Annotated in this window: 25 protein-coding genes; 6 read left to right on the top strand and 19 right to left on the bottom strand. The window is 48.4% G+C overall.

The annotated features are described in order from the left end of the window. Positions 1-321: 321 nt before the first annotated feature. Both ET464_RS05025 and ET464_RS05020 read right to left on the bottom strand, forming a co-directional pair. Positions 322-1,167, bottom strand: a complete 846-nt coding sequence (locus ET464_RS05025; protein ID WP_244226667.1) for an SDR family NAD(P)-dependent oxidoreductase — start codon at positions 1,165-1,167, stop codon at positions 322-324. Positions 1,168-1,451: 284 nt separating this feature from the next. After that, positions 1,452-2,282 (bottom strand): SDR family oxidoreductase, encoded by an 831-nt coding sequence (locus ET464_RS05020; RefSeq protein ID WP_129438790.1) that lies wholly within the window; start codon positions 2,280-2,282, stop codon positions 1,452-1,454. A gap of 97 nt (positions 2,283-2,379) precedes the next feature. On the opposite strand from ET464_RS05020, the gene ET464_RS05015 reads away from it, so the two are divergent. Continuing rightward, the gene (locus tag ET464_RS05015; RefSeq protein ID WP_129438788.1) at positions 2,380-2,790 is read left to right on the top strand and encodes a MerR family transcriptional regulator; all 411 of its coding nucleotides are present in this window, start codon (positions 2,380-2,382) and stop codon (positions 2,788-2,790) included. A gap of 11 nt (positions 2,791-2,801) precedes the next feature. Here the strand turns inward: ET464_RS05015 and ET464_RS05010 are convergent, their stop codons facing one another. After that, the gene (locus ET464_RS05010; RefSeq protein ID WP_129438786.1) at positions 2,802-3,587 is read right to left on the bottom strand and encodes an HAD-IIB family hydrolase; all 786 of its coding nucleotides are present in this window, start codon (positions 3,585-3,587) and stop codon (positions 2,802-2,804) included. Positions 3,588-3,668: 81 nt separating this feature from the next. Between ET464_RS05010 and ET464_RS05005 the strand changes: the two genes are divergently transcribed. Then, positions 3,669-4,358, top strand: a complete 690-nt coding sequence (locus tag ET464_RS05005; RefSeq protein ID WP_129438783.1) for a Crp/Fnr family transcriptional regulator — start codon at positions 3,669-3,671, stop codon at positions 4,356-4,358. Positions 4,359-4,506: 148 nt separating this feature from the next. Here the strand turns inward: ET464_RS05005 and ET464_RS05000 are convergent, their stop codons facing one another. Continuing rightward, the gene (locus ET464_RS05000) at positions 4,507-5,976 is read right to left on the bottom strand and encodes an MDR family MFS transporter (RefSeq protein WP_129438781.1); all 1,470 of its coding nucleotides are present in this window, start codon (positions 5,974-5,976) and stop codon (positions 4,507-4,509) included. Between the two features lie 252 nt (positions 5,977-6,228). On the opposite strand from ET464_RS05000, the gene ET464_RS04995 reads away from it, so the two are divergent. Both ET464_RS04995 and ET464_RS04990 read left to right on the top strand, forming a co-directional pair. After that, the gene (locus ET464_RS04995) at positions 6,229-6,486 is read left to right on the top strand and encodes a TetR/AcrR family transcriptional regulator (protein ID WP_129438779.1); all 258 of its coding nucleotides are present in this window, start codon (positions 6,229-6,231) and stop codon (positions 6,484-6,486) included. 20 nt (positions 6,487-6,506) lie between these two features. Beyond that, entirely contained in the window at positions 6,507-6,809 is a 303-nt protein-coding gene (locus ET464_RS04990) for a TetR family transcriptional regulator C-terminal domain-containing protein (protein WP_129438777.1), read from the top strand. 187 nt (positions 6,810-6,996) lie between these two features. On the opposite strand, the gene ET464_RS04985 is transcribed toward ET464_RS04990, so the two are convergent. From ET464_RS04985 to ET464_RS04930, 12 genes are all read right to left on the bottom strand, one after another. Beyond that, positions 6,997-7,200 (bottom strand): DUF6953 family protein, encoded by a 204-nt coding sequence (locus ET464_RS04985; RefSeq protein WP_129444098.1) that lies wholly within the window; start codon positions 7,198-7,200, stop codon positions 6,997-6,999. A 169-nt stretch (positions 7,201-7,369) separates the two neighbouring features. Further along, complete coding sequence (locus tag ET464_RS04980; protein ID WP_129438775.1) at positions 7,370-8,335, bottom strand: NAD(P)H-dependent flavin oxidoreductase; 966 nt, start codon at positions 8,333-8,335, stop codon at positions 7,370-7,372. 67 nt (positions 8,336-8,402) lie between these two features. Beyond that, positions 8,403-9,233 (bottom strand): SDR family NAD(P)-dependent oxidoreductase, encoded by an 831-nt coding sequence (locus ET464_RS04975; protein WP_129438773.1) that lies wholly within the window; start codon positions 9,231-9,233, stop codon positions 8,403-8,405. Further along, positions 9,226-9,576 (bottom strand): MaoC family dehydratase, encoded by a 351-nt coding sequence (locus ET464_RS04970; RefSeq protein WP_129438771.1) that lies wholly within the window; start codon positions 9,574-9,576, stop codon positions 9,226-9,228. Before ET464_RS04970 ends, ET464_RS04975 begins: the two co-directional genes overlap by 8 nt. Beyond that, positions 9,573-9,953, bottom strand: a complete 381-nt coding sequence (locus ET464_RS04965) for an FAS1-like dehydratase domain-containing protein (protein ID WP_129438769.1) — start codon at positions 9,951-9,953, stop codon at positions 9,573-9,575. The genes ET464_RS04970 and ET464_RS04965 overlap by 4 nt, the downstream gene beginning before the upstream one ends. Then, positions 9,950-11,101, bottom strand: coding sequence for a thiolase family protein (locus ET464_RS04960; RefSeq protein ID WP_129438767.1), 1,152 nt, complete (start codon positions 11,099-11,101; stop codon positions 9,950-9,952). The genes ET464_RS04965 and ET464_RS04960 overlap by 4 nt, the downstream gene beginning before the upstream one ends. After that, complete coding sequence (locus tag ET464_RS04955; RefSeq protein ID WP_129438765.1) at positions 11,098-12,579, bottom strand: class I adenylate-forming enzyme family protein; 1,482 nt, start codon at positions 12,577-12,579, stop codon at positions 11,098-11,100. Before ET464_RS04955 ends, ET464_RS04960 begins: the two co-directional genes overlap by 4 nt. Before the next feature lie 274 nt (positions 12,580-12,853). After that, a complete protein-coding gene (locus ET464_RS04950) occupies positions 12,854-13,297 on the bottom strand; it encodes a cell wall hydrolase (protein ID WP_129438763.1) in 444 nt (147 codons plus the stop codon). Between the two features lie 167 nt (positions 13,298-13,464). Beyond that, positions 13,465-14,226 carry an SDR family NAD(P)-dependent oxidoreductase gene (locus ET464_RS04945; protein ID WP_129438761.1) on the bottom strand — a complete coding sequence of 254 codons (762 nt, stop codon included), beginning with the start codon at positions 14,224-14,226 and terminating at the stop codon, positions 13,465-13,467. A 19-nt stretch (positions 14,227-14,245) separates the two neighbouring features. After that, positions 14,246-14,563 carry a Dabb family protein gene (locus ET464_RS04940; RefSeq protein ID WP_425271745.1) on the bottom strand — a complete coding sequence of 106 codons (318 nt, stop codon included), beginning with the start codon at positions 14,561-14,563 and terminating at the stop codon, positions 14,246-14,248. A gap of 145 nt (positions 14,564-14,708) precedes the next feature. Then, on the bottom strand, positions 14,709-15,461 hold the full coding sequence (locus tag ET464_RS04935; RefSeq protein ID WP_129438759.1) for an acyl-[acyl-carrier-protein] thioesterase: 753 nt from the start codon (positions 15,459-15,461) through the stop codon (positions 14,709-14,711). After that, a complete protein-coding gene (locus ET464_RS04930) occupies positions 15,458-15,979 on the bottom strand; it encodes a P-loop nucleotide/nucleoside kinase family protein (RefSeq protein ID WP_129438757.1) in 522 nt (173 codons plus the stop codon). The genes ET464_RS04935 and ET464_RS04930 overlap by 4 nt, the downstream gene beginning before the upstream one ends. Positions 15,980-16,266: 287 nt before the next feature. On the opposite strand from ET464_RS04930, the gene ET464_RS04925 reads away from it, so the two are divergent. After that, positions 16,267-17,493, top strand: coding sequence for an MFS transporter (locus tag ET464_RS04925; protein ID WP_208543895.1), 1,227 nt, complete (start codon positions 16,267-16,269; stop codon positions 17,491-17,493). Positions 17,494-17,628: 135 nt separating this feature from the next. On the opposite strand, the gene ET464_RS04920 is transcribed toward ET464_RS04925, so the two are convergent. Then, positions 17,629-17,871 (bottom strand): GNAT family N-acetyltransferase, encoded by a 243-nt coding sequence (locus ET464_RS04920; RefSeq protein WP_129438753.1) that lies wholly within the window; start codon positions 17,869-17,871, stop codon positions 17,629-17,631. A gap of 177 nt (positions 17,872-18,048) precedes the next feature. Between ET464_RS04920 and ET464_RS04915 the strand changes: the two genes are divergently transcribed. Then, positions 18,049-19,002: a cation diffusion facilitator family transporter gene (locus ET464_RS04915; RefSeq protein ID WP_129438751.1), complete on the top strand. Its 954-nt coding sequence runs from the start codon at positions 18,049-18,051 to the stop codon at positions 19,000-19,002. Between the two features lie 229 nt (positions 19,003-19,231). Here ET464_RS04915 and ET464_RS04910 read toward each other — a convergent pair whose 3' ends face one another. Together ET464_RS04910 and ET464_RS04905 are read right to left on the bottom strand one after the other, a co-directional pair. Next, complete coding sequence (locus ET464_RS04910; RefSeq protein ID WP_129444094.1) at positions 19,232-19,498, bottom strand: CD3324 family protein; 267 nt, start codon at positions 19,496-19,498, stop codon at positions 19,232-19,234. A 356-nt stretch (positions 19,499-19,854) separates the two neighbouring features. Continuing rightward, positions 19,855-20,859 (bottom strand): ABC transporter substrate-binding protein, encoded by a 1,005-nt coding sequence (locus ET464_RS04905; RefSeq protein ID WP_165279902.1) that lies wholly within the window; start codon positions 20,857-20,859, stop codon positions 19,855-19,857. Between the last annotated feature and the right edge of the window lie 16 nt (positions 20,860-20,875).

The following is a 20,875-nucleotide window of genomic DNA, read 5'->3' as shown; positions in this document are numbered from 1 at the left end:
ATTGGGACAACTCAACTACGACACCTCCCTATAAGATGGTTCAGTGTACGTGATTTGTTTTTTTTATGCATGGACTATAGTTTGCTATTGGCTAGACTAAAAACTATTTTATGTGAAAATTGGGTTAATGATAGGTAGTGTGTTGCCTCAGAACCTTATTCTTTCAGTTATGATCACACAATAAGAACTTCTATACAAAAAATAAAAAGCCGCATTTATGCGGCTTTCGATGTATGCATGCTCTTCTCGCCCAATCTGAATGATAGATCGCTCAAATCTATTGCATGTTGAGCAGCTGCCGCGCGGCAGCCCTTTCATCAGCTATATTAGAAAAGGAGGTATGATTCGTCCATCTATATCGGTGAATCCATATTCCTGAGCAAGATCACCAACTTGTAGTACCAGTCCGTTTTTACGGTTCACTTCCCCATCCCCTGCCAAGGCAGACACAGCCCGCCCGACATAATACGGCGACTCCGTTTGTTTAAGAGCGTCAATCTCCTTCCAATGCGCTTCGTCAGTATTGAAGTTCCTTAATACCAGTTCTGTTCTCATCCAGCCAGGGGAGACTGCTACCGCCGTTATATTAGTATGTTGGAGATCATGAGCTAATCCGAGCACGGAGCGGTTAATTGCATTTTTGGCAAGATCATAATAAAACGTGCCTAAATACTTATCCTGGTCCCGGAATGTGGTATGTACGATCAAACCGGAATCAGCTTCCAGCATAAGCGGGATCGCATAATGATTAGTCGCTACTTGTGCACGTACGCCGTTCTGAATCGTAGCATCCCACATGTCCAGCGGATATTCCCAGAAAGGTTTGGGTTGTAAATTTACTTCCAAGTCATGCATTCCCCAGACGTTATTAATAAGGATATGGAGGCAACCTTGCTCTTGTCGGATTCTCTCGATCAAAGCTTGTGTCTCCTCATCATTGGTATGGTCGCAGCGACATGCGTATGCCTGCCCGCCGTGTTGTACAATCTCTTCGACAGTTTCATCAATACTGCCTGGAAAATGGTTTGTAGTCGAACCTCGCAAACTTCTTCCGGACACATAGACGATAGCTCCGGCTTTCCCCAGTTCAACGGCGATCCCTTTTCCTGCTCCGCGGCTCCCTCCGGTTACGAGAGCGATTTTCCCAGCAAGTTTCTTCAAGTTCATCGACTCCTTTGATTTAATGTGTTTTTTCCTGTATAAGATTTTTCCACAATTATAGAACAAGTGTTCTTATTTGTCAAATAACAACAATATAGTTTATTAATGCCTGATATCTATCGGAATGATCAATCCAAAAAAACCACCGCTATCGTGAACTGCACCCCAATTGTTAGACACAATCTAACATTGGAGGTGCAGTTCATATCGGCGGCAGTTTTTTAAAAGAAATCTGTTCTCGACGTTATACAATAGCGGTTTCGGCTGTCATCTACAGAATAGATTTGACGTTATGTTGTGAAATAATGCCCTTGCTCCAGGTCTGCGAGAAGTCCTTGCTGGACAGGCTTCCAGCCAAGCAGTTCCTTCGTCCCTTCATTGGATCTTGCTAAGTCAAGTGACGCGACCATGCCTAGAAAACCGAAGGCCGCCTGTGCCTCTTCACGCGGAATGCTGACTACCGGCACACCCGTGTGACGCCCGATGACGCCGGCGATGTCGCTGAACGGAATGCCTTCGTCGCCTACGCCATCCAGTCGTGAGCCAGCAGGCGCAGATTCTACAGCGAGACGGAACAAAACGGCCGCATCCAAGCGATGAATCGCCGGCCAACGGTTGGCGCCGTCTCCAATATAAGCCGAATAGCCTTTTTCCCGGGCGATCCGGATTAATTGCGGCACGAAGCCTTTATCTCCTTCTCCATGAACAGAAGGTGCCAGCGAGACGATCGATGCTCTCACGCCTTGTTCTATATAGGCAAGCGCTGCATCCTCCGATGATTTGCCATTCGCATGAGCTGTCATAACAAGTGGTTTGCCGGAACCCGCAAGCCCGGCTCCCATAGCTTCGATGGCACGAAGATCAGTGGCTAACGACGCGTCAAAATGAGAGAAATCGTGGTTAAATGCCAGGTGAATAACACCGTCTGAAGCGGCTGCGCAGCTGCGCAGCAAATCGAGATCCTCAATAACACCGCGAGCCGCCTCAGCTCCCAAATTTTCTAATACATGAACACCATTCTCTGAACGGGTTAAACCAACCACCTGATGGCCTGCACCGATAAGTTCGCGGACAACAGCAGTACCTATGTAACCTGCTGCCCCTGTAACGAATATACGCATAATCGTTTTACGCCTCCTTAACCATTTGACGAAGATATGACTCCAGTCTAAACTATGAAGTAAACTTTAAGGCAAGCGTTTCGGAGGTTGGTTCCATATGAAAATTCAAGAATTAGCAGATTTGATGGGGTTAGCGCCTTACACCATTCGTTTCTATGAGAAGGAAGGCTTGCTTGACAGCAGCCATATTCAGCGAGAGAAAAATAATTACCGCAACTATTCAGACAAAGCAATTGAGCGGTTAAAGCTGATTAAGAAATTTCAAGGCATCGGATGCTCGATAGCTGAGATGAAGACGATTTTGCAGGACCATGATACGAACACACGCACGAACCAGGAAGTAATCGAATGGATTGTTCAGAAGATCAATGAGATCGAACGTAAAAAAGAAGAATACGATCATATGCTTGTAACGCTCAATTGGATGCTGACATACAGGAAGCTGCTGAACGAAGATCCACAGCAAGCTGAGGCTATGATGGCGGAATTGCGTCTTAGCATTAACTAACGCTAATGCTATTAAGTTCGATTAAGAGAGCCCTCTTTTATCTCATTTCTAAACTCAGCTATCATCTCGTTTAATTTTTGGATGATCTTGGACTCCTCGCTCTCTACATGTTCACTTGCATATTCCATGAGTTCTGCGTGATTACCGACACATATCGAGCGTGCCGCTTGTTGAAACATGGGTATATCATTAGCATCATTGCCAAAGGCGATGTACTCGCCAGGCTGAAGGCCAAGCAACTGAAGGCCGCTCCATTTATTAACCCCTTCAGGACTTATATCAATGATTTCTTCTGAGCCATGCTTGTACATTTTGACTGGAAGCTTCTCTAATTCACTCATGAGACGTTGTTGATCCAGGCTGTTCAAGATAACGACTTTAACTATCTCTTCTAAATCGTCAATACAAACATTTTTAGCTCGATTTTCCGGATCTAAATTTTTTCGAATGGGATGCTCCGAATTGCCGGAGTAAGCATAATTCCATAAGCTATCGACCAAATAATCGGCTTCATATTGCTTTATTAAATGAATAATACGGTCCGCTGCAGCAGCTTCCAAGCGATGGGAAGCAATATGACGGCCGTCCTTATATACGAAGCCGCCATTTCCCCCGACCATTGGCGCTTGATGCATATGTACCGGCAATACGGGTAATAGATCACGAATAGGTCTGGCGGAAGCGAAAATGACTTCATGACCATCTTCTCTCAGTTTATCTAGTATATCTGTGACGGGTTCGCTTAAAGGCTTCCCTTGAAAGCAAATCGTTCCATCCAAGTCAAATACGAATTTCATTTCGACTCCTCCTTCGGTTTTTCTAATCTTAACAAAATGAATTAAAATGAAAAGGACCGATGTCCATATTTGGAGGTAACCATGAAAGTTTCTTTTGAAAATGATCAGATCGAATCCTATTGTAACCAATTCCAGTTAGAACGAATGTTTTCGGATATTGATTCAATTCCGCTTCAACTTCGCACTTATGAGAAAAACGAGCTGATTTTACAGGAAGGAGATGACCTGGACGGCATTTACTTGCAAGTAAAGGGTCAGACAAAAGTAACAACAAGCGTAGAGACAGGAAAATCGTTGCTGCTCCGCTTCTGTTATCCTTTCTCCATATTTGGTGATATCGAAATTATTCAAAAAGTGCCTATTCAATCGCAAGTTAAAGCTTTAGCCGACACTTGCTTCATTTTCATCGATAAGCAGACGGTTGAAAAGAGTTTACTTAACGATTGTCGATTCTTAAATGAGTTATTGCATCATCTATCCTATAAGCTCCAAACATGTACATCTGCTTCTAGGATCAACCTGCTCGCTTCTGTCGAAGAAAGATTTGCAATTTATCTTTTAACGACGCGTCAATCTAATGACTTCGGCAGAGAAATTCAATCACAGAATATCCCGGAGATCGCATCTGTAATTGGCACTACCCCAAGGCATCTTAACCGGCTTATCCAAAAATTATCTGTTTCTGGGACCCTGTCGAAAAAACGCAGCAGTTTTATTGTTCTTGATTGGAACGAATTAGATCGGCTGTCCAACGGTTTGCGTTATTACTAAGTCGTCTATTCATTCGTAGCCGTCCTTTTATCTGGCAAGGTTCAGCTATATTGCTATCCCCCGTTCCGAGAAAGGAAATTGGAGTAGTTGTGTAAAAAAACCATCTGTTTCTGAGTTGCTCAGAAACAGATGGTTTTTTTCGTTTCGACTAGTGCCCCATCATCATCGGCGCTTCCGCGACATGGCCTTCATCGCCCGGCGATCTGACCGGTTTGCGCAACAGGAAGCCAAGCAATACGCCTGCAACGGCAATACCGGCAACAACAAGGAACGTTTCGCCGTAGGAATGATACAACGCATCTACGGAAGGCGCCTGCCCCGGCGCAGAAGCATCTTTAATCTTTGTAGTCAAATAAGTGCTGAGGCCTGCAATTGCAAAAGATGTCATAACCTGCTGAGCTGCCGAAGTAAGCGAGGTTACGCGTCCAACCAGGCTAGGCGGAGATGCCTGAATCAGGTACGTATTCATCGGCATCATGGAAAGTCCCATTCCCACGCCAAACAGCCCGGAAGTGATCAGAATAAGCGACAGTCCGTCAGCGGAGGAAATATTGGACAGCATGTATGAAGCGACGCCAACAATACCTAACCCGATTACCAGAAGAGGCCTTGCCCCGATCCGGTCAAACAGGCGTCCGCCAATTGGCATAAAGATCGCAGAAGCAATCGCTTGAGGAAGCATAATGACGCCAGATTCTGTCGCCGTATGTCCCTGTACTTGGATAAGCAGCATCGGAATGAGGAAGAACGTGCCCATTAGCGCAATTTGAGTGAACCACTGGACGACAATCCCTTTACTGAAATCTCTCGAACGGAATACCCGCAGTTCAAGAAGCGGCTGCTTGCTGCGAAGCTCAACAAAGATGAAAATAAGCAAAGCGGCTGCCCCGACAATAAGGCCGGACAAGGTTTGAACCGACGTCCAGCTCGTTCCTCCTTCACTTACTCCATAAGACAAGGCGGCAAAGGCAAGCGGTCCAAAAATAATACCCGGTATATCCAGCGATTGCACGGATTGGCGCTCGATGTTTGGCAGCGTCCGCATGCCGGCAATAACCCCGATGATGCCAAGCGGAATATTGATAAGGAAGATCCAGTGCCACGATGCGTAATCGATCAGCGCGCCTGCAACTACCGGACCCAAAACTGGAGCGATCAGAACCGGGATGCCCAGCATCCCCATCACCGAGCCTACCTTCTCAGGAGGGCTTAGTTTATAAATGATTGCAAATGCAATGGGCATCACCATGCCGCCGCCAAGACCTTGAATAACGCGAAATAAAATCAACATCTCGATATTGCCGGCAAAAGCGCAAAGCAAGGAGCCGGCCGTAAACATCCCTACAGACACGAGGAATATCCGTTTCGCCCCAAAACGGTCCGACAGCCAGCCGGCCAGCGGAATAACCGCCGCTTGCGCCAGTGCATAACCTGTCGTCGTCCATTGTACAACGGACAGCTCCTTCCCGAACTCCTTCATGAACCCGCTTAATGCCACGTTCATCGCGGTCCCGTCCAGAATAACCATAAATAAGCCGACAATAACGGCAATGAGCGGCGCAATGATCGACCTGATCGTAAATGTGCTTGCGTCCGGTACTGCTTGATTACTTGTCATTCGAATCCCCCATTCTTGACTTCGTTCTTCTGGATTATAGCTATAAAATGACCAGCGGTCAACTTAATTTTATACCGATGGTCAACTTTAATAAAACGTTTATAATAAAGCGTTTTCTTGCGATATATATGAAAAATAAGACCGTGATTTGCTTCATTTTTTAAATAAAATTGAACTGTCGGTCATTAAATGTTCAGGCCCATTTTTCGACCGGTTATGCTATACTGTAGGCAATAACGGAGGATGATTGCTGTGAAACGGGAAGAGAAAAAACTCGAGACCAAAAACCGCATACTTGAAGCGGCGATGTGCTTGTTTGCCGAACAAGGCTTTGAAGCCACCACCGTCGCTCAAATTACAGAAGCTGCAGGTGTAGCTAAAGGCACCTTTTTCAACTATTTCAAAACGAAAGAAGAAGTCCGGGGGAAGCTTGATAAGATTATTGCGTTAGATGAGCTAGTCAATTTGAAGGATAAACCCGGCCCTTATGCCCCCGTTTTCTTGCGGTAATTAAAACACTCGGCGATTCGATGGCCGAGCATCACAGCATGCTGCTGTTGTCTATCCAAGGGATGCTGGCTAATCAGCAAAATATCGAGGAAAGCAAGGAAGGTTTCTGTTATGTTATAGACTGTATGGTTCCGATCTTCGAAAAAGGCCAGCAGTCCGGTGAGTTTACGACAACGATCCCTGCTGAGACGATGGCCCATATTGCTTTGCAAATGTTCCTTGGCGTTATGCTCAATTGGGTCATGGGGACGACGAAGGAGAGCTTTGGCGACCATCTGCTGATCTCCTGCCAAGTTTTTTTCGAGGGGATTCTGAAGAAATAAACAACCGAAAGGGCTGCTTTGCCCCTTTTAACGATTTCGCATCGTTTGATCATCATGTGACACGTAATTAAGGAGCTTAGTGATGTCCGGTATCGCTAATAAAAGAACTGCACCAACGTCATCTCGTATGACGCCGGTACAGTTCTTTTTTTGGTTTGCACTATCGTTATAGACCGGGGGCAGCCGCCTACGTCCATGCCCAAAAGAAGCCGTCGCGGTCCCAGGCGACTTTGCCTTTATGCTGCTTGCGGAAAGCTTTCTTAACCTCTTTCTCCAGCGAGACATTTCCGTTCTCGTTCACAAAGATATACTGCTCGCCAAAATGCTCCTTCACATGCGCAATCGCTTCTTCTTGGCGCAGAATACCCCTAAATTTAATCTCGTTAACCATCCATTCGGCAATTTGCTGCTCGGTTGTTGTTTCCACTGTCCAATACGACCTCCAATTTCCGGATTGGCGTTATTATACCATTGCAAGAATAGGCCGCAAACAAGCTTAGTTAAAGTTGGACATATAAAACGAAGGGCTTACAATAGTTCAATATATCCATCTGTTCCATTCACTCGAATCCTCTCCAAAGGTTTTTGATTCGCTCCGCCTCTTTAACCATCCTATGCATCAGCTCGGACACCGTGGGAATATCTTGAATAAAGCCAGTCGCCTGCCCCGCCCAGCCAAAGCCTTCTTCTTCTATTCCGTCATGAACCCAGCGTTTATTCGCCTCGCCGCTAATCAGGTGCTTAAGCGCTTCATAATCCGGAGCAGCGCGTTCCACGGCTAATATATGGTCCGCATAACCATTTCGCAGCACCCTTGCCGGAAAACCGATGGATGCTTTTATAATAGTTGTGTCTGACTCTGAACTTCTAACCAAAGCCTGTTTATAGCTGTCAGACGCATGGACACATTCCTGCGTCGCGATAAAACGGGTTCCCATCAGAATCCCTTCTGCACCAAGCGCATGGGCAGCCATCCATCCGCGTCCATCTCCGATTCCGCCTGCGGCAATCACGGGGATTTGTACCGCATCGACTATGCTGGGGACCAATACCATCGTTCCTACACCGGCACGTCCCAGGTGTCCGCCTCCTTCATGGCCAACTGCAATAACAGCTGACGCGCCTAGCTGTTCAGCTTTCTGTGCTTGCCTGCGCGAGGAGACGAGCACTAACGTTTTTACATTAGTTGGCCCCAGCCTGTTCAGCACTTCCGTCGGATCCCCGCCTGTAATGGACACTACCGGCACTTGCTCCTCCAGGATTATATTCAGCCGGTCTTTGACGTCATGATGATGCATGCCCAAAGCCAAATTCACTCCGAACGGTTTGTCCGTCAAGGCGCGGGTGCGAGCAATTTCCTCCCGCAGCAGTTCTGCATGTGGAAGGCTCATCGCTGTAACCTGACCCAGGCCGCCGGCAAGGGACACGGCTGCTGCAAGCTCTGCATACCCCAAGTAGGCAAGTCCGCCTTGGATAATGGGATATTGGATATGCAGTAATTCAGTTAATCTTGTGCTCCAATTCATATCCTTCTTCCTCCATAGATGGTCAGATGGTCAGGCTAAGCTCGGCCCATGATGGACTGCAGCAAAGTCACGGGATATGAAGTTCGGCTTGCCTTTCTTTCCGATTCTTGAAAAAAGCCGCCGGATCGTTCATCGACCAGGCTCTTGATGGTTTCTGCCACTGCGTCGCCATGGAGCCATTTATCCCGAATATTTCGCCTGTCAAATCTTCATCGGCCTGCTCCAGCAAAATATGAATAAAATGTGCAACATCATCCGAATGGCCAATCTCCCAATAGGCTGGAAACGGTTCATGGCGGCGGGCATATTTTTCCTTCAAATGCTCGATGACAGGGCGGGTCATATCCGTCAAAGCAGCAGGGGCAATGGCATTGATCCGGATATGGCGATGCCGGAGCTCCTCCGCCAGCGTCCACACCATCCCCAGCATTCCGGCTTTGGCGGCGCTGTAGTTCACCTGTCCAACAGAGCCATTCAACCCGGCTGTTGAAGTTAACAACAGAATGTCGCCGCCTTGATCAGGCATATAAGGCAGCGCCCGCCGAATGCAATAAAAAGCGCCGTTCAAATGGACATCCATCACAGATTTCCATTCTTCGTCCGACATATGAATGCATTTGCGATCCTGCACAATTCCGGCGTTATGAATCAGAACATCAATCGAGCCGTATTTCATGACAACCGCATCCATCATCGCTGTAACCTGTGCAGGGTCTGCCACGTTTGCACAATAACCCGACGCTTCTCCCCCATGCTGCCGGATCTCCTCCACGACAAAGCTAATGCTGGATTGCTGCGTGCCATTAACAGCGACCCGATATCCGCTTGCTGCAAGCTGCAGAGCGACGCTGCGTCCAATACCTCTGCTGGCGCCGGTAATGACGACGGTCTTATTCACTGTCCGGACCTCCTTCCACCGAGAAACATCCTCTCGCTGCAACTTCACCGTTTTCACCCGTGACCGTAACTTCGATATCTACGCCCATAGATTCAAATTTAAAGTGTACGGCTGTTTCCGACAAAAGCGGACTTAGAAAAGTCATTCGAGCGGATTTGATCCACTGTGCCGGATTGCTGCTCAAATACATGGAATGGGCCAACCCCATAATATACATGCCCTGTGCAATGGGACGCTCGAACCCGGCTTTCCTTGCGGCATCAGGATCAATATGAATTGCGGCCGGATCTTTGGAAGCATCGGCATAGTGCCGGATCGCTTCTACCGTTATCTTTTTTTTCATAATGGATCACCTGCGTCTATTAATACCGTTTCTGCTGTTACGATCCGTTCGCCACCGCAAGTGCATGTAAGCACATGGGTATACAGGATCAAATTTCTGCTTCTGCCGGTCTTTTTTTCAGTTTTGGTCAGCTCTAACTCGCAAACAAGATGAGCGCCCGCTTTTAGGGGAGCCTTGTATGTAAATGACTGGCTGCCGTGAAGGAATGTTTTTCCTTTATCAAGCCAAGGGGCATCCGCGATTTTCCAAAAAGCAACCGGCATCGTTGATGGTGCGATCAATGCTTCTCCTATCCGCTGTAAGGGAGCTTCGATGCTGTGTGCATACGCAATAATAGATGCTGCGGTGAGATGATACGGGAACGTAATCTTGTTCATCGGACTGCCTCCACCAAGGTTGCAAGCCCCATTCCCCCGCCGATACCTAGTGCAGCGATGCCGCGTTTAAAGGGTTTCCGCAGCATTTCCGAATATAAGCGCGTAATTAAGATCGCGCCGGATGCACCATAGGGGTGGCCTAATGCGATGGCTCCCCCGCCGATATTAACCTTATCGGTTGAAAGCTGAAGCTGCTGCAAAGAGGCCAGCACCTGCGAAGCGAACGCTTCATTAAATTCCACGATGTCCAGGTCGTCCACTGTCAGCTGGTAACGATTTAGCAGGCGGCGAATAGCGGGAACAGGACCTATTCCTAAATAATGCGGATTTACTCCTGCTGCTTGCGCATCTACAAACCGCAATACAGGTGTCAAATGCAGCTCCTTGCATTTCTCGCGCGACATGATGAGGACAAGCGCAGCTCCATCGTTGACGGGACAAGCATTGCCGGCTGTTACGGTGCCGTGCTCAAGAAACACAGGCTGCAGCTTTTGCAGTTTTTCCAAGCTTGTATCTGCTCTTGGGCATTCATCTTCGGTGATCTGAATTCCATCCGCTTGAAGCGGTACAATTTCCCGCCGGAACCGCCCTGTTTCCCGCGAACGAACCGCTTTCTGATGGCTGTCTAAAGCATACAGATCCTGTGCTTCCCTTGAGATCGCAAAAGCCCGGGCTACATTTTCCGCTGCCGCCCCCATATCCGGATCGCCATAGGCGCTTGGTGTAAAGCGGGCACGCGTATATATTTGAGGGGTTCCCGCCAGCGTCTGCGGCTTATACATTTTCCAAGGTGCACGGCTTGTGCTCTCGGCTCCGCCTGCCAAGTATATTTCACCGGCTCCGCTTTGGATAAGCCGGGCAGCCATGTTAATGGCTTCAAGACCTGAAGCGCACTGTCGGTCAACCGTTACACCAGGTACGGTTACGGGGAGCCCGGCTTCAAGAGCTGCAACACGTGCAAGGTTTCCTCCCGGTCCTACTACATTTCCGATGATGACATCATCAATCATGCCGCCAGGCAAGTTCGTTTCCGATATCATATGACGAATAAGCGGAGTGAGAAGCGCCTCCGGCTCAAACCGGCTTAACGCTCCCCCGATTTTGCCTACCGGTGTTCGTACAGCCATGACAATAACCGCATCTGTCATAATATCACTCTTTTCATATGATCTATCATGATGCGGCGCGCCACTTTACCGCTATTCGTATAGATGAATTCATCCACGGTGATAAGTTCTTTGGGCGTCTTATAGCCGGGCAGACGGTTAGCGCAAAATCGCTTCACTTCTTCTAAAGCGGACGGCTGTCCATCGCGCCATTGAATAATGGCCGTTACCTGTTCTCCCCAATGATCGTGAGGCGTGCCGCAAACCATGGCCTCCCGAACATTTGGCATACGCCGCAATACCGCTTCCACTTCTTCCGGGAACACCTTCAGGCCGCCTGTTTTGATCATATTTTGTGAACGGCCGGCCAAATAAAGGTAGTGATCGCCATCGGTATACATGTAGTCGCCTGTCCGAAGCCAGCCATCCTGAAAAACGTTTTTTGTCTCATCGGGCAGCTGATAGTAGCCATCGAAAATCATAGCGCTGCGAACGTACAACTGACCGGTCGTGCCCGCAGGCACCTCCTGAAACTGCTCGTCCCGAATCGATATTTCCACTCCATCGAAAGGTCTTCCCAAGGAACCGGCCTTCTCTTCCCCAGTAACATCCATGTAACTAATATAACTCGCTTCGGACGAGCCGTAATATTCATACAGCTTAGCACCGGCAAATACTTGTCGGCATCGTCGCTTCGACTGCTTGGACCATGTCCCGCCTGAACTAATTAACGCGCGAATGGATGTTGTTCCGGGAACAGCCGATTGCAGCAGCGAATCAATCATAGAGGGGACGACGAACATAATCATATTCGGAACCGCTGAGCACAACGCGAGTACTTGAGCGGCATCAAATTTTTGCAAAATATGAAAAGTTGCACCGCTGTACAAGGATTGCACCAGCGCAAATAACGAGAGGGAATGCACAAAAGGGCCGGGTGCCGATACATGCTCCATTATATCGAGCTGGAAAGCCGCGTTGGTTACTTCAAAGCTTTGAATCCAGGAGTCATGAGATCGCATATATCCTTTCGGAACGCCTGTCGTCCCTGATGTAAAACCAATAAATAAAGTTTCGCTGGCTCGTTCCGTAACAGCATCGGGCTTGCATGCAGTCAGCCACTGCTCATAGTTCCCGGGCTGTTCATTAGGGAAAACGAAACGTTCGATATGGCTGTGTTCCCCGGCTATCATCCCGGTAAAGCGCTGCTCGCAAAAAATGGCTTTCGGCTGACATTGCCGGATTATTTGGTTTACTTGGAGCGGATTCCACGCAGGATCTAATAGAACAGGCACATAACCGGCATATACAGCGCCTATAAAAACTTCAGCAAACTCTATTCGGTTGCCGGATAGGATTACGATCTTATCACGAGTTGAGGCGGATTTCCGGAGTCCATAAGCGATTTTTTGGGCCCGTTCTATGAGCTGGGAATAGGTAAGCTGCCTCTGCCCGTGTGAAATAGCGATTCGGTCCGGTTCCCGCGAAGCACGGTTTAGTATGGGTACTGCCAGATTCATGTTCAGTCACACCTTCGTTTAGATTATATGCCCTTGCACCGGCGCACGTTGACCTATGTAGAAATCAAGCAATGAATGTTGTATATCACGTTCATAGCTAATGTTTTGAATTATAATTCGGCGCTTTTTAATTGTAAACCTATTTTTATAATAAAAGGTTAACAAATAATCAATGACCTCTCCGTCAGCTTCAAAGAGGTGGTTTGGTCTAGCGCTCATACACCTGCATGGAATAACAAAAGCCGCCTCATAGGCGGCTTTCGTTGTATCGCTATTAAAACGTATTATATACATTTTCACATTCTTCTCCGGTTGGTTCATAAAAACAGTGCTTCTTCCAGCGTCCTGCGAACGGCTGATTATACCAGGTTGGCGGACATGGTCCGGGATTTTCGAACGAGCCCGGACGGAAATACCATAAGGAAAATTTGGCCGGCCAATTCCGCTCCCCATTGACAGCCCGCTGCGCCAGCCGGCGCTCCCTGTCCCTTGCGCCTTGATAGTATAAACTATGCTGCAGCGCTTCGAACGCATGCGGCTGGTTAATCATTTGGGGAATCGTCCGGATTCCTTTAAAATCGGAGCAGTTGCCTCTTATCCGGTTAATGCCAACATTTCCAACTAGAAGCATGCCCATTTCGCCTTCGGTTTCGGCTTCAGCACGGAGCAACCTTGCCAACATATCGACATCCTGTTTCCTGGCTTTTACGACTGCCATTGGCTCACCTCTTTTGATTTCTAGACTCATCATATTGTAGGTGAAGCGGATGTGTGACTTTGGCCATCATTGCCGTTTACTGCTCCGTGTAGCCAGCAGCAACAAGAGCACAGCTGCAGCAACCCCCGCATCAAGATGAACGGGTTGCTTTAATTCGCAAGTTCGAATTAAATAGCCGGCATGACGTTTCCGCCGTTAACCGGTATATAAGCTCCCGTAATGAAGCTGGCCAGGTCCGAAGCGAGGAAAGCAACCGCATTCGCGATCTCTTGATCGGTGCCGCGGCGCCTAAGCGGCACGTTCCTGATATAATCGCTGCTTTCAGCGATGCCGTTCGTACGCTCGCGTTCGCTGATCGTCCATCCCGGCGCGACCTGGTTGACCGTAATCTGATGTTCGCCAACTTCCTTCGCCAGCACCCGATATACTCCGTCCATGCCTCTCTTGCCCGCTACATAGGCCGATTGCGACGGGAAGTTCTGCATCGAACACTCCGTGTTAATGCCGATAAAGCGCCCGCCCTTCCTCTCGATCATGCCCGGGATGAAAGCTTTCGCCAAATACACGCTTTGCATGACGCAGGAATCAAATTGGCTTGCATAATCCTCGGCAGGCTGCTCCAGCACCGATGTCCACTTGTACTGCGCAACCGCGTTCGCCACGACGATATCGACGTGTCCCAGACTCGTTTCAATGGATTGCTTCAATGCTTGGACTGCGTCCTGTTTCGTTACGTCGGCTTGGACGGCAACGGCGCGCCGCCCAAGCGCTTCGACCACATTTTTCAATTCGGCCGCTTTAGTTTCGTTGCTATGGTAATGCAAAGCAATGTCCGCCCCGCTTTCTGCCAGTGTACGAACGATAACACGCCCAAGCTCTCCTGTAGCTCCCGTTACCAAGGCGGTTTGTCCAGAAAGATCAATCTTCATAGTTCCGATCTCCTTGTCGTTAGCGTTTTAGTTGAAAATCAATTTCGAGAAAGTCCGTAACCTCAAGCTCCCAGCGCTCTTTCACGAAACCGGTATGCGAAGGATGCTCGTTATAGAAATCGTAGTCGGCCTGACTTGCAAAGTCCATCGAGAAGCCATATTGATAAGGGTTCTTCACACTCGTCTGCGAGAAAACGCCAAAGTTCGAAACCGTCGGGATAGAAGCTAATATTGCTTGGCCGTCGGCCAAAAACTTCTCCGCTTCGGCTGAGCCTTGCTCATGCTTCAAATTAAAGATAACCATATGCCGGATCGCTTGCTCATTCCATTCACTCACGGATAACACCTTCCTATTCTTTTATTTTATTTCACTGCATGAATGATCGTTTTCTTCCACATGTAAGACGATTCCCGGCCGGCAAAGTTGCGATCGTTTGCAGCAGACGGATAACGTTAAGCAGGGAAACTGCAAGTTCAGCCAGTTAAGCTGCCCCGTTCAATTGCAATTTTGCTTCAAAAACGGTGCCTCTTTCATCTGCTGCCATCCCCCGAAACCAAATGATCCCATCGGCGGCATCCGTCCGTTCTATGATCACCTGCTCAAACATATGTACTTCGCGGTAGTATGAAATTTGCAATCGTCTAATTCCTGCAGCCAGTTCAACCGGAGTCAAATTATCGCAGCAAAGATCGGCATAGCGGGCATTATTCATGTGCCCGTTGCTGTCGGTACTGCTGTATCGGGCTGTGAATCGATCTGTTTCCCGCGTTTGCCGCCCTTCCGGGAGTATAATCTTTTCCGGAATATCGCCAAGGGAATGCTCCGGATAAGCCTTTACTTCAACAGGCATTGCCGACGGCCTCAAAGGCTTGCGCTTCTGCAAGTCGATGAGCGCCCAAGATGTCCGGGCTTCAGCGATGCGATCTCCTTCATGATTGGTCAAGATGAAATCCCGCAGCCACAAAACCCCTTTGCTTCCTTTGCTCCAAGTGAAAAGCGACACTTCTTCGTCCAGCCGGGCAGGATGAAGAATGCTCAGATCCGTCGCCAGCAGCATCCAGCCAAGTCCTTGCTCCAACATTTCGGAAGTGGAGATCCCCATTGCATTCAAATCTCCGTCGGCAGCGAGCTGCATATGCTCCAACATCGCTGAAGGCCGGTACATGGACCGGAAATCCGATTCGGAAGGCCCGATCCGGTAATTTCGGCAGTAAAATTGCTCTAGTTGCATCATATTCGCTCCTTCTCATCCATTCTGTAACGATGCAGCTGGCCGCATAATTCAGTTAAAGTTTCAGCTGCAGTTTTATGAGCGGTATCCATCTTAATCCGATCCCGGTCCCATTCCTCGTAATGCCGATTTATGACTTCTTCCCAAGTTGGCAGAACAAGACCGGGAATATCGGCAGTGCGCGTTTCGACTCTCTGCTTATGTTCACAAACGTCCGTGCAGACGACTTCAATTTCCGCAAATGGAGCTCCGGCTGACGCCGCGACGCCGCGCCACGCTTCGCGCGTGATGCGGATGGGATTTACCGTATCCGCAATTACGTCTAATCCCAATCGGAGATTTTGCGCTGCAAGCGCGTAACAGACATAATAACCTTCAGGCCCGTCAGCCTTCATTCCAATATCCCGCATCGCCTGCTCCACAGCGTCGACCCGGAGATACACAGCCTTTATCTGTGCAGCCAGGGCAGCTGACAATGTGGATTTCCCGGTACCGGGCAACCCGCTAAATATATAGAGCATGAACTCGCCCCTTTCGAAGAAGTACAAGACTCCACTAGTATAATCTACAAGCTATGGTTGGAGCATCTGTTGATCCTTGAATGGAACGATGGCGCCTGTTCGAGAAGAAATAAATAATAAACGTACTTAATAAATTCCTTTCTTCTTTTTTTGATTTAATTTAAAATAAATAACGCGATTAAAGTTATGTATGTGCCGAAGCTGAACGGTTCATTTTAAGCTAAGGTATTGATTTATCCCGTTTTATAGCAAAATCATTCCGTACAACGAAGAAAGGATGTCTTGCATTGAATAGTAACCACTCGTCCGTGCTCCGTAACCGCTCGTTTTTGCGCTTATGGATAGCGCGGATTTTCTCCGCCAGCGCTTTTCAAATTTTGTCCGTCGCCATTGGCTGGCAAATGTATGCGCTGACGGACAGCCCTCTTCAGCTTGGCTTCGTCGGCTTGGCCCAGTTTCTGCCTATGCTGCTGCTGACGCTGCCGGCAGGACAAACAGCGGACCGTTATGACCGCCGTACGATTGTTTATCTTTGCCAGCTGATCGAGAGTGCCGTCGTCGTGCTGCTTATTATTGGCAGCGTACAAGGCTGGATGAGCTCCGTCCATTTGTTAATCGCCGCTGCTATTCTTGGCGCTTGCCGTACTTTTGAAGGCCCTGCCTCGGCCGCGCTCGTGCCGGACATAGTGGACCGCGAGCAGTTGCCGAAGGCGTCCGCTTGGTCCGCATCGGCGATGCAAACCGCAATGATTCTTGGGCCATCGCTCGGCGGCGTGCTTGTGATCTGGGGCATTTCCGCCGCTTACATCACGACACTGGCGGCGCTTCTCCTATCCGTCAGTCTAATCTTTTTCGTGAAGACCGTACATTTTGTGAAGAAGCTGGACAGCATGAGCATGGATACGTTCTTCAGCGGCCTTCGATTTGTATTCGCCCGCAAAATTATACTGGGCACCATTTCGCTCGACCTGTTTGCCGTTCTGCTTGGCGGCGCAACGGCGCTGCTGCCGATCTTTGCGGAAGATATATTAAAGACCGGCTCGCTTGGCCTCGGGCTGCTCCGGTCCGCGCCGGCTGTTGGAGCGATCATCGTTTCGCTGATTCTGACGCGCTTTTCCATTGAGAGAGCCATCGGCAAATGGCTTTTTGCCTCGCTTGTAGTTTTTGGCTTGGCTACGATTTTGTTTGGCGTCTCCCACAGCATCTGGCTGTCGCTTGTCGCGCTGTTCCTGACCGGTGCTTCCGATGTCGTCAGTGTAGTCATCCGTTCGACGCTCGTACAGGTTAACACGCCGCAGGATATGCAAGGCCGCGTTAATGCTGTCAATTCGTTGTTCATCGGCACCTCGAACCAGCTTGGCGAATTCGAGTCCGGCTCAATGGCCCAGCTCGCAGGCGCTGTGCCGGCAACCGTGATTGGCGGCATTGGTACGCTCGCTGTCGCTGTTATTTGGATGTACGGGCTGTTCCCTGTCCTTCGCAATCAGAAGAAATACGCGGTGGAAGAAGGATAAGCATCTGCACGTTAAAGCTCTCCTTCACAGGATGGACTAGTTGTGCCCGGACTGGAAGCTGCATAGAAGTTCTTGTTGGACGAATGGCAAGGACTTCTATGCACAAAATAAAAAAACCGCTGGTTAAGCGGTTTTTTATTTTTTTATATGTTTAGAGAATACATAAAATCCGCTTCTTTTTTCCCACCCGGCAGCCGTCCAGAAATGATTGCCTGTTAGATTGTCTTCGATTACAAATATATGACATTTATCAATCCCTTGACCGGCTAACCCTTCCAGGCTTTGACTCACCAGTTGGTGGCCAATCTTCTGCTTGCGAAAGCCGGGATCTACGGCCAGATGATAAATAAACCCGCTATCATGTTCTGCCTCCCTCAATCACTTAAAACAACTTGCACTAAGTATAAAATGAAGCTGTAAATTAGTCTAATGAATGGATATCATCGGGAGCAAACCGATTGCCGTGTTTCCCTTGAATAATGCCTGCTGTCTGCATATAATAACATATGAACAACTATTCATATAATATGAAGCTGAAAGTAGGTCGATCTGCATATGGCGGAACACCATCATAACCACACGCATGGAACTAATAACAAAAAGATTTTGCGGGTATCTTTCTTTATAATTACAGTGTATATGCTGGTCGAAGCTGCCGGAGGATTCTTAACCAACAGCTTGGCCTTGCTCTCAGATGCGGGACATATGCTTTCGGACTCCCTTTCGTTAGCGGTCGCTCTGCTTGCGTTTACATTTGGCGAAAAAGCAGTGAACGAAGGAAAAACGTACGGATACAAGCGGTTTGAAATTTTAGCGGCAATGTTGAATGGGGTTACTTTGCTTGCGATCTCGCTTTATATTCTATACGAAGCGGTTCATCGGTTTCTGAAGCCGCCGGATGTAGCTACAACTGGCATGCTGACCGTCAGCATTGTTGGCTTGCTCGTTAATATAGCCGTCGCTTGGATGATGATGCGCGGGAGCGATACGGAACACAATCTGAACATGCGCGGGGCGTACATGCACGTTATTAGCGATATGCTTGGTTCGATCGGAGCCATTGCGGCAGCTTTGCTGATCATTTTGTTCGGATGGGACTGGGCTGATCCGCTGGCCAGCGTAATCGTTGCTGTTCTTGTTCTCCGCAGCGGCTACTCCATAACGAAGTCATCCCTCCATGTGTTAATGGAAGGAACGCCGCGCAACGTTCAAGTAGACGACATTGTACAAGCCATTTCGCAGATCGAGGGCGTTCAATCCGTACATGATGTGCATATTTGGTCGATTACCAGCAGCTTGAATGCGATTACCGCCCATATCGTTGTCGCAGGAGACAAAACCGTATATGAAACGGATGTCCTAATCCAACGCATTGAGCATATGCTCGAGCATCATCATATTCAGCACTCTACTTTGCAAATAGAATCCGAGCAGCACCGCCATGACGAATCCATTTTATGCACGGCTGAAGCGGGACCGCCTGATGCGCATGCCCATCACCATCATTAAAACCAAATGGCTGGCAGCACATATAAGAGAAGCGGCTGATGATTCAGCCGCTTCTCTCGTAAAAATCAACTTCCAGCGAAGTCGAAATGGCAGCGGTGCAGATACGGACATTCCGCAAGCGGACAAATAGTTTAAAAATTCCCCGCAGATTGTAATAACACTTCTAAATGAATTTATACACAAACAAAAAGCCACATTCGCGTAATCCGATGTGACTTCTTTTTGACTTCTATTTTTTGGAATAAATGATTTTCTTAATGCTGTCGCAGGACAGGCAGTACTGGCCAGAGAGCTGGTCGATGGTCATGCCTTCGGAAAAATGTTTTCGGATCATTTCGTTTCGCTGGCTCAACAGGTTCCTGCTCCCTGATTTTTCACCCCATTTTTTTCGTGCCGATTCAGGGGTAGGGATATAGATCATTCCGCCTTGAACATACTTTTGTATTTCTTTTAGCAATGGTTCTGGAAGTATAATGTCAGCATTTACATATTTCATAGCAGCTTCGCTCCTTAAATTTGTCTTTAAGGGAGCAAAGTCTACACGATAAACTACGTTTGGCTGCTCAACGGATATGCGGTAATTGCGTTCTGGCTCCATACAAACAACCGCCGTTGTTTATCGTTTAGACTTTGCATGGAGCGAATCTCAAATCTGCACATGTACTCCCCTCCTTCATCATTCAGTATCCATAACTTCCAATTATTACATTCGATAACAGCTGGCGGCTTCCTGCTTGGCAAGCTCGATAGAACTAATGTTACGGATGCTTTACGCAGCACACCCGGCAGCAACGGAATATAAGCCGCCCGTAAGCCATGGCTGGCGGGGCGGCCTTGATTTGTGCAGATCGGTTAGTTGGACAGAAATTGCTGCACGTCCTGAGCGACTTTTTCGTTCGCATTTAGACCGGTGTTAATCCAGTAATCGCGGTCAACGCTGTACACATGTCCTGCTTTTACCGCGTTTAAGTTTTTCCAGATGGAAGTGCTGTAGATCGCAACAAAATCTTGATTCTTAAGCGGATCGGCTCCGTCTACTTGCATGAGAAAAATATAGTCGGCATTCAAATCCGGCAGAACTTCCAAGGAAATGTCCTTCCAATCATTTCCTTTCGCCATTGCCGGCACTTGGAATCCAAGCTCTCCGTAGACGACATTGCCGCTGTAGGTTTGTTCTTGCATCAGCGAAAACGACTTGTCTGAAATCAGCATAATAGCGGCTGTTTTTCCTTCAATTTGCTGCTGCAGGTTTTGTTTCAAGCCGTCCATTGTTGCGTCATAGTTTTTCAAAGCTTCATTCGCCTGATCTTTCCTGTCCAATAAGTCGCCAAGGGTAAGAAGCGTGTTTCTCCAGTCTTTTGTAGCATCTTGGAATACATACGTCGGGGCAACCTTGGCGAACTGGTCATAAGCGCCATTCTCCGCCCGTACAGCAAACGGCACGATAAACAGGTCCGGCTCGAAGCTGGCGATTTGTTCAGGATCGAGCTTCACAAAGTCCAGCTTCGGAATATCTTTCAGCTGCGGCTGCAAATAGTTCAGCAACAAATCGCCGGCCGACCACTGAGCGACGGGCTTAATGCCTAACGATACCAGAGCATCCTCCAGATAAGGAGCTACAATTCGCTGCGGGTTAGCAGGAATTTCGACTTTGTTGCCCATGCCGTCTTCTGCGATACGTGGTTCCGCCGGTTTGGCGGAAGCTTCGGAAGCATCTCCGGAAGCGCCGGCATTCGCTGCGGTTGGTGCTGGTGATTGAGCAGCTGGCGATGGAGTATTGTTTGTATTGCTGCAACCCAATAAAGCAATGGATATTACCATAATCATGATGGCGGGATAAAAAGTTCTTGTAAACATGTTTTCCTCCTGATAT

The organism is Paenibacillus protaetiae, assembly GCF_004135365.1.
Classification (GTDB): Bacteria; Bacillota; Bacilli; order Paenibacillales; family Paenibacillaceae; genus Paenibacillus_AP; species Paenibacillus_AP protaetiae.
The sequence above is the reverse complement of the archived record's forward strand: the minus strand, read 5'-3'. Positions and strand labels throughout refer to the sequence as shown.